The organism is Dactylosporangium sp. NPDC051541, from assembly GCF_044454505.1.
Classification (GTDB): Bacteria; Actinomycetota; Actinomycetes; order Mycobacteriales; family Micromonosporaceae; genus Dactylosporangium.
Genome location: NZ_JBITDU010000001.1, coordinates 1,221,157 through 1,235,637 on the forward strand (window position 1 = coordinate 1,221,157; position 14,481 = coordinate 1,235,637).

Sequence of the window (14,481 nt, forward strand, 5' to 3'; positions counted from 1 at the left end):
TGTATCGAACGAAGGGCACTCGGATGAGCGCTCCGGAGGGCGGTTACCAGCCCCCCGAACCTGAGGACACGGACCCGGTCTTGTCAGAGTCTGCGACGGAGCACGAGCCCGTTGAGAAGCTGGCGGAGCGGGAGCCGGCGGTCACCTGGGATTACATCGACGAAGATCAGGCCAAGCTCCTCAAGCTGGACTTCGTCAAGTGGTTCCAGGAGGAGGGTCGTCAGGCCCTCCTCAAAGCCGGCCATAGCCTTTGCGGTCGAGACGGCAATGAGATCGCTTTCGACGCCGCGGTCAAGTGCTATGACCAGTGGCCGAACCCGCGGAAGCGGGAACTGTTCAAGGAGAGCCCGCGGTATGTCTTCACGACCGTCAGGAATCTGTTACTCGATGGTCTGGGCACCAGCTACAAGCGCCGGGAGAAGCCTTTGGGCTTGCCGGGCCATCATTCGGAAGAAGATGGTGCTTCGGCGTCTGTCTGGGACAAGCTTGCCGTGGACGATCCTGGGTGGGAGGTCAGGAATGCCATGCGCAGTCTCAATGAGGCGCAGAGTGAATTCCTCTTCCTGCGATTCTGGTTCCGAATGAGCCAAGTCAAAGCCGCGGAGGAAATGGGGATCACCCGCTACAAGGCGGGACTTCTTTACCAGTCCGCAATCGAGAAACTACGAAACCTCCTGGAGTAGGAGGCCAAGGTGGACCTTGAAAGCCGTCTACTGAAGTTGGCCGACTCCTTTGCGGAACAAGCGTCCAGACAAGATCTGGACGACTTCAGCGTCCGGGTGTTCACCCATCTGGGACTGGCCGTTCCGAGCGAAACCGTCGCAGAAACCGGAGGGTCCGACCGCCCTGTGCGTGTCGGCCCTCCGGGCCTGGACGGCGAGCATGAAGGAGAGCAGATCATCGGCACGGTGCCGGAGGAAGGGGTAGGTAGACACTAGTTTTGATTTCCGCGTGCAAGCGCGATGGTAGTAAGCGAACCGGCGCAACGGTGCTAATCGATCGATCCACCACCCCGAGCAACGTGGGTGTCAACCAGACGGCTTGGTAACGGCCGAACGGAGGTGGACGACCGGGTGCCTCGTCCAGGGAGAGGGGCCTAGTGCATGCAGCTGCGCGATCTGTGCCTCGCAGAAAGCGAGGGCAAGTCTATGACACCAAAGGTGGGTGAATTGGAAGTCGATCACCAACCACCTGCTAGACGAGCGATGCTCTTTCTGGCAGTGCGGTTGTCCGCGATCGTCGCAGTCTCTGCAACGATCGGATTGGCGCTTGCCGCCGTCTTCAGCCTCATCAGTGGGGCTGGAACCGCTCGACCGCTCGATCGGCCAGCGCTGTAGCTGTAATAGCTGGCTATAGGTGGGGCGGGCGCTTCGTGTGACGGAGCGCCCGCCTCCCGGGGCGCCCCGGGAACGACCTCCCGGGGCGCCTTTTTGTGCGCAGCAGCCATGGCTACCCGGGGCGTCGGCAGAAATCGGCGGTCCTGTCGTGTCATGTCTGGAATCGGCGGCGAGCTTCGCCAGTGTGGCGTTCAAGCTGCAGGCCGATCGAGACTTGGAGTAGTGATGCGCGACAAGCTGGTCTTTTTTGCCCTTGCGGTGCTCTTCGCACTGATGACGTCCGGGCTGATCGCTGGCATGGCCGTGGTGGTGGCGTCGCTCGTAGGTCTGGAGGGGGGCGCACTTCTTGTCGTCTTCGGCAGCACGATGGCCGGCGTCTTCGGCGGAGTCATCATGCTGGCCGCCCTGGCGGCGAACCTGTTCTTCCGGCCGCCGAGTGACAGCGACAGTCGGTCATGATGGGTAGGGTGAGCAGGTGTGCGGACGTGCTGGCCTCCGAGGCCCACGAGTCCGTCTCGGTGAATCGCTAGACTTCGCGGAGCAAGCTGCTGGCCGCTGGAGACCTTTCCGAGCCTGGCCCGGCGAACTACCGAGAGAGTCACCCAACTTCGGGGTGGCTGGCCGATCATGGTCGCAAATCGCCGGTGACAGCCGGACGTACGAACGAAGCCCTGGACCGCGTTGACGCTGATCCAGGGCTTCACTTTAGCTGGTGAGAGGTTCTCTCTAACCCGTGCCCCCGGCAGGATTCGAACCTGCGCCCCCGCCTCCGGAGGGCGGTGCTCTATCCCCTGAGCTACGGGGGCCTGTCTTACGGCCACGCAAAGACTAGCAGAACCCCGCCGACCCCTGCGCACTGGTTCCGGTGTGGCGGATGTGGCGTTCGGGGGTCGCTCCTGGAGGGCGCTCAAGGAGCGGTTCCGGCCGGTGCGCGGTGGTCCGGCAGGGGGCGGCTGAGCGTCGGCCCGGGCGAGGGCTTGAAGGGTGACCCAATTAGGCCCGCACCCAGGGCGGCGCACGTGAGGGGTTGCAGGTGGAGTCCTCTCCCCTGCCGCGAGCTTGCTCGCCGTTATATGGGCTTGGAGCCCAGGTCGGTCAGTTTCTCCGTCAGTTGGGAGATGTCGTAGGACTGCGAGACGCGGATTTTTTCGGCGGCGTCGCGGACTTCCTGGTCTTCGGCGTTTTTGGCGGCTACTTCGGCCATGTGGATGCCGCCCAGGTGGTGGCGGAGCATCAGTTGGCACCAGAGGATGTCGAAGTCTTTGCCGGTGGAGGACTTCAGTTTTTTGAGTTCGTCGGCTGAGGCCATGCCGGGCATGCGGCCGTCGGGCTGGAGGGTGTTCTGGCCGTCGGGCATCCAGGTCATGGGGCGGTTGCCGGAGGTGGGGGAGAGGTGCCACTCCGTGAGCCAGGTCTGCATCTGGCCGATCTGCCACTGCTGGCTGGCGGCGATGTCGTAGCCCAGGTTGCGGATGTCGTCCGTGGTGCCGAGGCGGTAGGCGAACATGCCCATCTCGACGGCCTGGGCGTGGTGGACGCTCATGTCGCGGGCGAAGCCGGCGTCGATGGAGTCGTCGCCCGGGCGGTTCCAGAAGGGGATGAGGTAGCCGATGGCTACGCCGGTGACCAGCAGGAGGACGGCGGCGAGCACGCCTGTGGTGAGGCGTGCCCGCCGTGAAAGTTGCGCGAACACGGGGCTAGTTGCCCCCGCCCATCTCGGTTGCCGAGCCGTCCTTGCCCAGGTCGCGGGGCGTGGTGCCGGTTTCGGTGATGATGTCGCCGCTGGAGCAGGGGGTGCCGGCCTCGAGGCTGGCGTTCTGGCGCAGGGCCTTGATGAACTCGTCGATGCGCTTGTCGTCAGCGTTGTCGACCTTGAGCTGGAAGCCCCACGCCTGCAGGGAGATGGGCTTGTCCAGGTTTTCGAACGGGCTCATCAGCATGTAGTCGTTGCCGCGGACCTTCTTGGCCAGCTTCTCCACCTGGTCGGCGGGGAGGCTCGGGTTGTACGTGATCCAGACGGCGCCGTGCTCCATGCTGTGCAGGGCGTGCTCGCTGGCGATGGGGGCGGTGTAGACGTCGCCCAGGCAGCGCTGCCAGTTGGCGTTGTGGTTGCCGGCGACCGGCGGGTTGACCTTGTAGGTCTGCGGGCCCCACACGTGCTCGCGCTGGCCGACCATGGCCTTGTCGATCTTGTAGTAGTCCTGGATGCCGCTGATCTGGTCCGCGCGGTCCTTCCAGCCCAGGCCGTTCTCGTAGACCTGGTAGCCGGCGAAGCCCACGATGCCCAGGGCCAGCACGCCGACCGTGGTGAACAGGGCGATCGGGCCCCAGGAGACGCCCTGTTTGACCTTGACCGGGGCGATCTTCTTGGCGGCCGGGCGGCTGGCGGGCCGCTTGCCGGCGGTCGTGGCGGTGGTCTTCCGAGCCGGGGCTGACTTACGGGGATTCGCCTTGGGCTTGGCCGGCGTCGCGGGAGCCTCGTCGGCCTCCTCGAGAGCGTCCTCCTCGAGAGCGTCCTCCTCGAGAGCGTCCTCCTCGAGAGCGTCCTCCTCGAGAGCGTCCTCTACGAGGGCGTCCTCCTCGAGAACCTCGTCCTCGTCGCCGCCCTGCTTCGGCTTCGCGCCGGAGACAGCCTTGGTGGACGGCTTACGGTTGCCGCCACTGTGCTGGGTGCTCATGCTCATCTCGTCGCCTCGCAACGCTCAGCGTTGTGCTCGCTCATCGGGCCTCGTCTGGTCAACGGTCGGGGGTCGCGGCAGGTAGTGCTCGGCCGAAAGGAAAAGCCGTCCCGCATTGTGACCAGCACAACGGGCCGCCGCCAAGTACCGGAGTCTACCCCCGATAGCATTTGTCGGTGACTCCCGCTGAACTCGCCGTAGCAGTCCTCGCCGCCGCCCGGGCGGCCATCACCGAGCGTGAGCTCGATGTCTCCGTGCTCCCGGCGGCGACCAGCGTGGAGCGACCCCGAAACCCGGAGCATGGTGACTATGCGTCCAATATCGCCTTGCAACTGGGCAAGAAGGTCGGCCTGAATCCGCGCGAGATGGCGGCCGCGGTCGCGAAAAACTTGCAGGAAACTCCCGGCATCGCCAGTGTGGAGATCGCCGGGCCGGGCTTCCTGAACATCCGGCTCGCGGCGGAGGCCGTCGGTGAGCTGGCCGGGTTGATCGTCCGGGCCGGCCGGCAGTACGGCCGCAGCGAGACCCTGGCCAAGGAGAAGGTCAACCTGGAGTTCGTCTCGGCGAACCCCACCGGCCCCGTCCACCTCGGCCACACCCGCTGGGCGGCGGTCGGCGACGCGCTGGGCCGGATCCTCACCGCGGCCGGCGCCGATGTCACCCGCGAGCACTACATCAACGACGCCGGCGTCCAGATGGCGCGGTTCGGCGAGTCGGTCATGGCCGCCGCGCACAACCAGCCGACCCCGCAGGACGGCTATCCCGGCGAATACATCCAGGACGTCGCGAAGGCCGTAGTACGCGCAAATCCTGACATTCTGCAAATGTCGGAAAGCGAGCAGCGAGACAAGTTCCAGAGCGAAGGCTACAAAGCCATGCTCAAGGAGATGCAGGACAGCCTCGAGCGCTTCGGCGTCCACTTCGACGTCTGGTTCTCGGAGCGGACCCTGCACGAGGGCGGCGCCGTCGAGCACGCCCTCGACGAGCTGCGCAAACAGGGCCACGTGTTCGAGCAGGACGGCGCGGTCTGGCTACGCACCACGGACTTCGGCGACGACAAGGACCGGGTGCTGATCCGCTCCAACGGGGAGAAGACCTACTTCGCCGCCGACGCCGCGTATTACATCAACAAGCGCGAGCGCGGCTTCGAGCGCTGCATCTACATGCTGGGCGCCGACCACCACGGCTACATCGGCCGGCTCAAGGCCATCGCGGCCTGCGCCGGTGACGACCCGAAGCGCAACATCGAGGTCCTGATCGGCCAGCTGGTCAGCCTCCTGCGCGGCGGCGAGCCGGTCCGGCTCAGCAAGCGGGCCGGCACCCTGATCACCCTCGACGAGTTCATCGACGCCGTCGGCGTGGACGCGGCCCGATACTCGCTGGCCCGCTCCTCCACCGACTCCCCCCTGACGCTGGACATCGACGTCATCACGCGGCAGAAGAACGACAACCCGGTCTTCTACGTGCAGTACGTCGGGGCCCGGATCTCGTCGATCGCGCGCAACGCGGTGGACCATGGATACGAGCGCTCGGACACCTACGACGCGGCTCAACTGGTACACGAGAAGGAACTGGATCTTCTGAAGGCGCTCGGAGATTTTCCGGGTATCGTCGCCACCGCGGCGGAGCTGCGGGAACCGCACCGGGTGGCCCGCTATCTGGAGGACCTGGCCGGGGCCTATCACCGGTTCTACGACAACTGCCTGGTGCTGCCCCGGGGTGACGAGGAGTTCACGGAGACGCACCGGGCCCGGCTCTGGCTCAACGCCGCCACCCGGCAGGTCATCGTCAACGGCCTGGACCTGCTCGGCGTCTCCGCGCCGGAACAGATGTAGAGGAAGCCATGCGCGCACACGAGGCCGGGACGCTGCACGCGGATCTCGGCTCCAACGGTCCCTCCTGGCTGCGCACGCCGGGTGATGTAAACGCATTAATCCCGATTTTGTGGCCCAAAACGGTCACTCGCGGACAAGGCGGAGCGCTGACCGTCGGTGGCGTCGACGTCCACCAGATCAAGCAGGACCACGGCACCCCCGCGTACGTCTTCGACGAAGCGGACTTCCGGGACAGATGCCGAAATTTCCGGACCGCGTTCGGCGGCGCTGACGTCTACTACGCCGGCAAGGCCTTCATCGCCACCGCGATCGTCAAGATCCTGGTGGAAGAAGGACTGAGCCTGGACGTGTGTACCGGCGGCGAGCTCGCCATCGCCATCAGGGGCGGCATGCCACCGGAGCGCATCGGCCTGCACGGCAACAACAAGTCGGTCGAGGAGCTCACGCAGGCGGTCGAGCATGGCATCGGCCGCATCATCGTGGACTCGTTCGACGAGATCGACCGGCTCACACAAATCGCCCAGAAGGCGCAAAAGCGCCCAGCGGTCATGGTCCGCGTGACGGTCGGCGTCGAGGCGCACACGCACGAGTTCATCGCCACCGCGCACGAGGACCAGAAGTTCGGCTTCTCGCTGTCCGGCGGCGCCGCGGCCGCGGCCGTCGACAAGATCGAACAAGACGGCGTCCTGGACCTGCGCGGCCTGCACTCGCACATCGGCTCGCAGATCTTCGACGCGGCCGGCTTCGAGGTCGCCGCCCGCCGGCTGCTGAAACTCCACGCCGAGATCGCCGTGAAGCACGGCCGCGAGCTGCCCGAGCTGGACCTCGGCGGCGGCTTCGGCATCGCGTACACCACGCAGGACGAGCCGGCCGACCCCCACCAGCTCGCCGGCGACCTGCTGCGGATCGTCAAGCAGGAGTGCGCCGCGCTGCACCTGGCCGTCCCGCACCTGTCCGTCGAGCCGGGCCGGGCCATCGTCGGACCGTCGATGTTCACCCTCTACGAGGTCGGCACGGTCAAGGACGTCGACGGCATCCGCACGTACGTTTCAGTCGACGGCGGCATGAGCGACAACATCCGCACGGCGCTCTACGACGCCGCCTACTCGGCCACGGTGGCCGGCCGGGCATCCTCCGAACCGCCGATTCTCGCCCGGGTCGTGGGAAAACATTGTGAGTCCGGGGACATCGTCGTGAAAGATGAATTCCTGCCGGCCGACGTCAAGGCCGGAGATCTTCTCGCGGTCCCGGGCACCGGAGCCTACTGCCGCAGCATGGCGAGCAACTACAACCACGTCCCCCGCCCGCCGGTCGTGGCGGTGGCCGACGGCGCATCGCGCGTCATCGTCCGCCGGGAGACCGTGGACGATCTGCTGAGACTGGACGTGGGGTGACAGATGCCGCAATCGGTGAAGGTAGCGCTGCTGGGCTGCGGGACCGTCGGTTCCGAGGTGGTCCGACTGCTGCACGAGCAGGAGGACGACCTCACGGCCCGCATCGGCGCGCCGCTGGAGCTCGTGGGCGTGGCCGTCCGCCGGCTCGGCAAGACTCGTGAGCTGCCGATCGACCCCAGCCTGTACACCACGGATGCTCTGGGCCTGGTGACGCGGGACGACGTCGACATCGTGGTGGAGGTCGTCGGCGGCATCGAGCCGGCCCGCACCTGGCTCCTCGAGGCCCTGCACGGCGGCAAGAGCGTGGTCACCGCCAACAAGGCGCTGCTCGGTGAGGACGGCGCCACGCTGCACAAGGCGGCCGCCGACTGCGGCGCGGACCTCTACTACGAGGCGTCCGTCGCCGGTGCCATCCCGCTGCTGCGACCCCTGCGCGACTCGCTGCACGGCGACCGCATCACCCGGGTCACCGGCATCGTCAACGGCACCACCAACTTCATCCTCTCCTCAATGGACGAGACCGGGGCCGGCTACGCCGAGGCCCTGGAGGAGGCGACCGCGCTCGGCTACGCCGAGGCCGACCCGACGGCCGACGTGGAGGGCTTCGACGCCGCCGCGAAGGCCGCGATCCTGGCCTCGATGGCGTTCCACAGCCGCGTCACCTCGGCCGACGTCTACCGGGAGGGCATCACCGAGGTCACCGCGGCCGACGTCGCCAGCGCCCGGGCGATGGGCAGCACCATCAAGCTGCTCTGCATCGCGTCCAAGGCCAACGGCGCGGTCTCGGTACGCGTCCACCCGGCGATGATCCCGCGGACCCACCCCCTCGCCGGCGTGAGCGACGCCTTCAACGCCGTGTTCGTCGAGGCCGAGGCCGCGGGCCAGCTCATGTTCTACGGCCGCGGCGCGGGTGGTGCCCCGACGGCGTCCGCGGTGCTCGGGGACGTGGTCGCCGTGGCCCGCAACCGCCTCGCCGGTGTGCGCAGCGCCTCCGAGTCGGCCTACGCGGACCTGCCCGTCTCACCGATCGGGGACGTCCTCACGAGGTACCACATCAGCCTGGACGTCTCCGACAAGGCGGGCGTCCTCGCGGCGGTCGCGGGTGTCTTCGCCAAACACGGTGTCAGCATCGCGACCGTCAACCAGTCCGGCCGCGGCAACCAGGCCGTGCTCGTGATCGTCACGCACGCCGCGCCGGATCGGGCCCTCGCCGCGACCGTCGCCGAGCTGCGGGGCCTGGACATCGTTCGTGCCGTCGCAAGCGTTCTGCGGGTCGAAGGGGAGTAAGGCGCCATGTGGCGTGGGTTGATCGAGGAATTCCGGGACCGCCTGCCGGTCGGGCCGCAGACCCCGGTGGTAACACTGCACGAAGGCAACACGCCGCTGCTGCCGGCGCCGGAGCTCTCCGCGCGGACCGGCTGCGACGTCTACCTCAAGATCGAAGGGGCCAACCCCACCGGCTCCTTCAAGGACCGCGGCATGACCGTCGCGGTCTCCAAGGCCCTCGAAGAGGGGTCGAAGGCGATCATCTGCGCCTCGACCGGCAACACGTCGGCCTCGGCCGCCGCCTACGCCGCCCGGGCCGGCATCACCTGCGCCGTCCTCGTCCCCACCGGCAAGATCGCGCTGGGCAAGCTGGCCCAGGCCCTCGTCCACGGCGCCCGCCTCCTGCAGGTCAGCGGCAACTTCGACGACTGCCTGGCCCTCGCGAGCAAGCTTGCCCTGGACTACCCGGTCGCCCTGGTCAACTCGGTCAACCCGGACCGGCTGCAGGGCCAGAAGACCGCCGCGTTCGAGATCGTGCGGTCCCTCGGCGACGCCCCGCACATCCACTGTCTGCCGGTCGGCAACGCCGGCAACATCAGCGCCTACTGGATGGGCTACCAGGAGGACCACGCGGCCGGCAACGCCACCCGCAAGCCCCGCATGTTCGGCTTCCAGGCCTCCGGCGCCGCCCCGATCGTCAACGGCGCCGTCGTGCGCGAGCCCAGCACGATCGCCACCGCCATCCGCATCGGCAACCCGGCCAGCTGGACGAAGGCCACCGACGCCCGCGACGAGTCCGGCGGCCTCATCGACGCCGTGACCGACCGCGACATCCTGCGGGCCTACCGGCTGCTGGCCCGCTCGGTCGGCGTGTTCGTCGAGCTCGGCAGCGCCGCCAGCGTGGCCGGCCTCCTGCAGGCGACCGAGCAGGGCCGCATCGACCCGGGCCAGACGATCGTCTGCACGGTCACCGGCCACGGCCTCAAGGACCCCGAATGGGCGATCTCCACCGCGCCCGCGCCGACGACGATTCCCGCCGATCCGCTGGCCGCCGCCAAGGCGCTTGACTTGGCTTAAGGCTTTGTGGCCAAAGGGCCACAACAGGAGAAAGGCCTGAAAGCTGCGGACTCGGGTCCGCCGTGGGCGCGACCGTTGCTCCCGCCAGACAACGGTCGGCCCTGGGGGGCCGACCTTCCACGTCCGCGGTGCGGACGGTAGAAACCGCAGAACAACCACTACGGTGTGCAGGTGCCGCCAGCGCTTTCGGTCCTTACCCGCAACCGTGATTTCCGGAACCTGTTCACCGCCGACCTGATCGGTCTCGGGGCCGACTGGTTCGTGATGATTCCGCTGCTCACGCTGCTGCCCCACCTCACCGGCTCCGGCCTGTGGGGTGGCCTGGCCCTGGCCGCCGACACCGGGCTGATGGCGCTGCTGCTGCCATACACCGGGACCGTCGCCGACCGCTTCGACCGCCGCCGCATCCTCATCGCCGCCGACCTGGCGATGGCCGCCTGCGCCCTGCTCCTGCTGCTGGTCCGCACGCCCGCCACGGCCTGGATCGCCCTGGTCGGCGTGGGGGCGATCGCGGTGGCCAAGGCGTTCTTCAGCCCCGCCGCTCAGGCCGCCCTGCCCAACGTCGTCGACGCCGAGGACCTGCCGGCGGCCAACACCCTGGCCGGCTCGGCGTGGGGGACGATGCTGGTCATCGGGGCGTCGCTGGGCGGGATCGCGTCGGAGGCGTTCGGCGCCTACCCGTGCTTCGCCCTCGCCTCCGCCCTGCTGCTGTTCTCGGCGGTGCAGGTCTGGCGGGTCCGCCGCCCCCTGCAGGCCGAGCGCACGAAGGAGCCGGCGCCGACGTTCGCGGCGATCGGGGAGTCGCTGCGCTACATCCGCCACAACCCGCGGATCGCCTCGCTCGTCACCGTGAAGTCCGCGGTCGGGCTCGGCAACGGCGTGCTGACGGTCTTCCCGCTGCTGGCCCCGCTGCTGGGGGCCGGCCCGCTCGGCACCGGCCTGCTGTTCGCGGCCCGCGGCCTGGGCGCGCTGATCGGCCCGGTCGTGCTGCGCAAGGCCCTGTCCCACCACAGCTGGCTGCTGCCGGGCCTGGCGCTGTCGATGTCCCTCTACGGCCTGGCCTATCTGGGCGTCAGTCTGACGACATGGTTCCCATTGGTACTGGCCGGCGTCGTGCTCGCGCATCTGGCCGCCGGCGGCAACTGGATGATGTCCAACTTCGTGCTGCAGGCGGAGGTCCCCGACGCCCTGCGCGGCCGCGTCTTCGCGACCGACTTCATGCTGGCCACGCTCTCGGTCGCGGTGAGCCAGCTGGCCGTCGGCGCGTTCATCGACCACACCAACCCGCGCCTGCTGATCGCCGCCTGCGGCGCGGTGACCCTGCTCTACTCGGGCGCGTGGGCTCTGGTCGCCCTGCGCCGCCCCCTGCCCAACCGCGCGACCTGAGCGTCGATCACCTGAGCGTCGATGACCTGAGCGTCGATGACCTGAGCGTCGATGACCTGAGCGTCGATCACCCGAGCGTCGATCACCTCTGCTCGATTAGGTTGGCTTGGTGGACGCCCCGGACATCCCCAGCTTCAGCAACCTGGGCGCGGGGTCGGGCCGGTTCGTGGGCCGCGACGAGGACCTGCGGCGGGCGGTCGAGTCCGTCGGCGACTCGGTCACACCGCGGAAGATCCTGCTCATCGGCGGTGTCGCCGGGATCGGCAAGACCGAGTTCGCCCGCCGGCTGGCCCGGGAGCTCGCGCACCGGCTCGGCCGCGAGGCCCCGGACCTGGTCTTCGCCTGCATCCGGTTCGCCGGGGCGGGCGAGGACGAGCTGCGCACCCTCCTGGCCGACCTGCTGCGGTCCCGGAAGGTCGACGAGAAGGAGCTCCCGTCCAGCCTCGGCGCCCGCTCCGGCCGGTGGCGGGCCGAGGTGGCGGGCCGGCTCGTGGTGCTCCTGCTGGACAACGTCATCCAGGTCGGCCAGGTCGGCCCGTTCCTGCCGGCCGACTCCGACCACGTCGTGCTGATCACCAGCCGCAAGCGCCTGAGCGGGCTGAAGGTCGACTGGCCCGTCGACCCATTGCCGCTGGAGGCCCTGCCGCCGCCGGCCGCCGAGGCCCTGATCCGCCAGATCGCCGGCCGCGAGCTCGACGACGAGCGCGACCGGGACGAGGTGGCCGCGTGTGCCGACCTGGCCGCCTTCTGCGCCTACCATCCGCTGGCCATCAAGATCGCTGTCCTGGGGCTCAGGGACACGCCGGTCACCCTGGCCGAACGCCTCGCCGACCTGCGCGAGGAGAGCAGCATCGTGCACGCGCTCGGCGAAGTCGACGAGGGGGAGATCAGCGTGGCCAAGACCTTCGCACGGTCCTACGAAGAACTCCGGCCGCAGCTGCGGGTGCTGCTGCAACGGCTGGCGGTGGCGCCGGTCCCGGCGATCGGCCCGGGCGCGGCGGCCGCGCTCATGGACGCCGGGGTGCGCGAGACCAGGCGGCAACTGGACGCGCTGACGGAGGAGGGGCTGATCGAGGGGGACGGCGCCGAGTACCGGCTGCACGATCTGGTCCGGCAGTTCGCCCGCAGCCTCGCCGAGCGGGGCGACACCACGGGGCACGACGCCGCGGTCGAACGGCTGCTGGCCTACTACCACCGGATCGCGACCCAGACCGACGCGATCCTCACGCGGCAGCCGTACCGGATCGAGCTCGACGCCCCCGCCTCGCCGGTCCCGGCCCCCTTCGCCGACGCCTTCGCGGGCGTCGCCTGGGCCCGCGACCACCTGGACGAGCTGCGGGCCTGCGCCGAGCACGCCCACCGCGACGACTCCGACCGCGGGCGGCGGTGGACGATCCGGTTCGGCCTCGCCCTGGCCGGGCTGCTGCGCAACGAGGGCCAGTGGACCGCCTCCCACGAACTGCAGACCAGGGCCATCGCCGCCGCCGAGGCCCTGGCCCTGCCCCTGGCCGCCGGCTACGCCCGGCACGAGCGCGGCCAGCTCAACCGCCTGCTCGACCGCCTCGACGAGGCCACCGACGACCTGCTCCGGGCCCAGGAGCTGTTCCGCGGCGCCACCGGCGAGGCCGCCGAGCTCGGCGCCGCGCACGTCCTCAACACCCTGGCCGTGGTCCTCGACCGGCAGCGGCGCCGGGAGGAGGCGGCGGCGACGTTCCGGGCGGCGCTGGCCGCCTACGAACGGCTGGACGACCGGCGCGGCCGGGCCAACGTGTGGCAGGACCTGGGCATGTTCGACTTCTTCGCCTCGCCGCCCGACTATGCCGGCGCCGCGGGGCAGCTCGCGCGGGCGCTGGCGCTCTACCAGGAGGCGGGGCCGCCGCTCGGGGAGGCCCACGCGCACATCAACCTCGCGCGGACGATGCGCCGGCTCGGGCTGGACGGCGAGGCGGCCGAGCACCTCGAGGCGGCGCAGGCGATCTACGGCCGGCTCGGCAACCGGCTGGGCCGGGCCACGCTGCTGCGGGAGCTCGGGTCCATCGCACCGGACCCGCAGCGGAAGCTCGAGGCGCTGACCGACGCGCTGCGCCTGAGCCGCGAGCTCAAGGACCGCTCGGGGGAGGCGGCCGCGCTGATCGAGCTCGGGGTGGTGCACGGGGCGAGCGGCCGGCCGCGGACGGCGGAGGAGAACCTGCGCCACGCCTACCGGATTTTGCACGATGCGCGAATCACCCGCGATCTGCAGCGCCCCGTCGACGAGCTGCGGCGGCTGGGGATCGAGCCCGGCGCGGACCCGGGACAGGGCCCCGCGGGCGACGCCGGGGTGGAACTTTCGCGGGGTTGACGGCCGGGGCTATCGTAGTGATATCACTTCGATAGCGATGGAAGCCGGCGCCGGCCGACTACGTCTTCACGGACGAGGCCGGTGCCGCCTGAGGGGAGCAGTCATGGAGCGACGGGCGTTTCGGGTCAACGGGTTCGTGATGGTGCTCGTGTTGCTCGTCCTGGTCGCCGCGGGCGCCGGGCTGGGGGCCGGGCTCGAGGAAGGGCCCGCGTCCGCCGGGATCGTGGTGCTGGCGCTGGCCGCGGCGCTGATCATGAGCGGGTTCGTCGTGGTCAATCCCAACGAGGCGCGGGTGATCCAGTTCTTCGGTCGCTACGTCGGGACCATCGCCGAAGCCGGCTTCCACTGGACGGTGCCGCTGAGCAAGAAGCGCAGCCTCTCGCGGCGGGTCCGCAACTTCGAGACCGACCGGCTCAAGGTGTCCGACGCCGACGGCAACCCGGTCGAGATCGCGGCCGTGGTCGTGTGGCGGGTCGTCGACACCTTCAAGGCCTCGTTCGGCGTCGACGACCACATCTCCTACGTCGCCGTGCAGTCGGAGGCGGCGGTGCGGCACCTGGCGACCAGCTACCCGTACGAGTCGCACGGCGACGGCCGGTCCAGCCTGCGCGCGGGCAACGTGGTGAGCGAGGAGCTGACGACGGAGCTGGGGGAGCGGGTCGCGCTGGCCGGGGTCGAGGTCCTCGAGTCGCGGATCACGCACCTCGCCTACGCCCCCGAGATCGCCCAGGCCATGCTCGCCCGCCAGCAGGCCAGCGCCATCGTCGGGGCCCGCTTCAAGATCGTCGAGGGGGCGGTCGGCATGGTGCAGAGCGCGCTGGAGCGCCTCGCCGAGCTGGACGTGGTCGAGCTCGACGAGGAGCGCAAGGCGCAGATGGTGGCCAACCTGCTGGTCGTCCTCTGCGGCGACCGCAACGTCCAGCCCGTGGTCAACACCGGCACCCTGTACGCCTGACGACGTGCCGGACCGCAAGAAGCTGCTGCTGCGGCTCGATCCCCAGGTCTACGACGCCGTGGCCCGCTGGGCCGGGGACGAGCTGCGCAGTGTCAACTCCCAGATCGAGTTCGCGCTCCGGCTGGCGCTGCGCCAGGCCGGGCGCGAACCCAAACGCGGCCGCGACGACGACGAGGAGCCGGACGCCGACGGTCCCGAAGGTTGAGAGCCGT

13 protein-coding genes and 1 tRNA gene are annotated in these 14,481 nt (G+C 69.3%); 11 read left to right on the forward strand and 3 right to left on the reverse strand.

What is annotated here, in order from left to right; genetic code table 11:
• Nucleotides 1–23 precede the first annotated feature (23 nt).
• From ACIA8L_RS05600 to ACIA8L_RS05610, 3 genes are all read left to right on the forward strand, one after another.
• Nucleotides 24–683 carry a sigma-70 family RNA polymerase sigma factor gene (locus tag ACIA8L_RS05600; protein WP_395900727.1) on the forward strand — a complete coding sequence of 220 codons (660 nt, stop codon included), beginning with the start codon at nucleotides 24–26 and terminating at the stop codon, nucleotides 681–683.
• 9 nt (nucleotides 684–692) lie between these two features.
• Nucleotides 693–938, forward strand: coding sequence for a hypothetical protein (locus tag ACIA8L_RS05605; RefSeq protein WP_395900729.1), 246 nt, complete (start codon nucleotides 693–695; stop codon nucleotides 936–938).
• A 624-nt stretch (nucleotides 939–1,562) separates the two neighbouring features.
• On the forward strand, nucleotides 1,563–1,796 hold the full coding sequence (locus ACIA8L_RS05610) for a hypothetical protein (protein ID WP_395900731.1): 234 nt from the start codon (nucleotides 1,563–1,565) through the stop codon (nucleotides 1,794–1,796).
• Nucleotides 1,797–2,071: 275 nt separating this feature from the next.
• On the opposite strand, the gene ACIA8L_RS05615 is transcribed toward ACIA8L_RS05610, so the two are convergent.
• The 3 genes from ACIA8L_RS05615 to ACIA8L_RS05625 all read right to left on the reverse strand — a co-directional run bounded on the left by ACIA8L_RS05615 (nucleotide 2,072) and on the right by ACIA8L_RS05625 (nucleotide 4,015).
• Nucleotides 2,072–2,143: transfer RNA gene (locus ACIA8L_RS05615), tRNA-Arg, on the reverse strand.
• Between the two features lie 263 nt (nucleotides 2,144–2,406).
• Nucleotides 2,407–3,030 carry a DUF305 domain-containing protein gene (locus ACIA8L_RS05620; RefSeq protein WP_395900733.1) on the reverse strand — a complete coding sequence of 208 codons (624 nt, stop codon included), beginning with the start codon at nucleotides 3,028–3,030 and terminating at the stop codon, nucleotides 2,407–2,409.
• A gap of 4 nt (nucleotides 3,031–3,034) precedes the next feature.
• Nucleotides 3,035–4,015, reverse strand: coding sequence for a DUF3105 domain-containing protein (locus ACIA8L_RS05625; RefSeq protein ID WP_395900735.1), 981 nt, complete (start codon nucleotides 4,013–4,015; stop codon nucleotides 3,035–3,037).
• Between the two features lie 176 nt (nucleotides 4,016–4,191).
• On the opposite strand from ACIA8L_RS05625, the gene argS reads away from it, so the two are divergent.
• The 8 genes from argS to ACIA8L_RS05665 all read left to right on the forward strand — a co-directional run bounded on the left by argS (nucleotide 4,192) and on the right by ACIA8L_RS05665 (nucleotide 14,474).
• Nucleotides 4,192–5,850, forward strand: coding sequence for an arginine--tRNA ligase (argS, locus tag ACIA8L_RS05630; protein ID WP_395900737.1), 1,659 nt, complete (start codon nucleotides 4,192–4,194; stop codon nucleotides 5,848–5,850).
• Nucleotides 5,851–5,858: 8 nt separating this feature from the next.
• Complete coding sequence (gene lysA / locus ACIA8L_RS05635; protein ID WP_395900739.1) at nucleotides 5,859–7,244, forward strand: diaminopimelate decarboxylase; 1,386 nt, start codon at nucleotides 5,859–5,861, stop codon at nucleotides 7,242–7,244.
• A gap of 15 nt (nucleotides 7,245–7,259) precedes the next feature.
• Nucleotides 7,260–8,531, forward strand: a complete 1,272-nt coding sequence (locus ACIA8L_RS05640) for a homoserine dehydrogenase (protein WP_395900741.1) — start codon at nucleotides 7,260–7,262, stop codon at nucleotides 8,529–8,531.
• 6 nt (nucleotides 8,532–8,537) lie between these two features.
• Entirely contained in the window at nucleotides 8,538–9,587 is a 1,050-nt protein-coding gene (gene thrC, locus ACIA8L_RS05645; protein WP_395900743.1) for a threonine synthase, read from the forward strand.
• A gap of 171 nt (nucleotides 9,588–9,758) precedes the next feature.
• The gene (locus tag ACIA8L_RS05650; RefSeq protein ID WP_395900745.1) at nucleotides 9,759–10,973 is read left to right on the forward strand and encodes an MFS transporter; all 1,215 of its coding nucleotides are present in this window, start codon (nucleotides 9,759–9,761) and stop codon (nucleotides 10,971–10,973) included.
• A gap of 109 nt (nucleotides 10,974–11,082) precedes the next feature.
• Nucleotides 11,083–13,314, forward strand: coding sequence for a hypothetical protein (locus ACIA8L_RS05655; RefSeq protein ID WP_395900747.1), 2,232 nt, complete (start codon nucleotides 11,083–11,085; stop codon nucleotides 13,312–13,314).
• Between the two features lie 103 nt (nucleotides 13,315–13,417).
• Nucleotides 13,418–14,269, forward strand: a complete 852-nt coding sequence (locus ACIA8L_RS05660; RefSeq protein WP_395900749.1) for an SPFH domain-containing protein — start codon at nucleotides 13,418–13,420, stop codon at nucleotides 14,267–14,269.
• Between the two features lie 4 nt (nucleotides 14,270–14,273).
• On the forward strand, nucleotides 14,274–14,474 hold the full coding sequence (locus tag ACIA8L_RS05665; RefSeq protein WP_395900751.1) for a hypothetical protein: 201 nt from the start codon (nucleotides 14,274–14,276) through the stop codon (nucleotides 14,472–14,474).
• Nucleotides 14,475–14,481 lie beyond the last annotated feature (7 nt).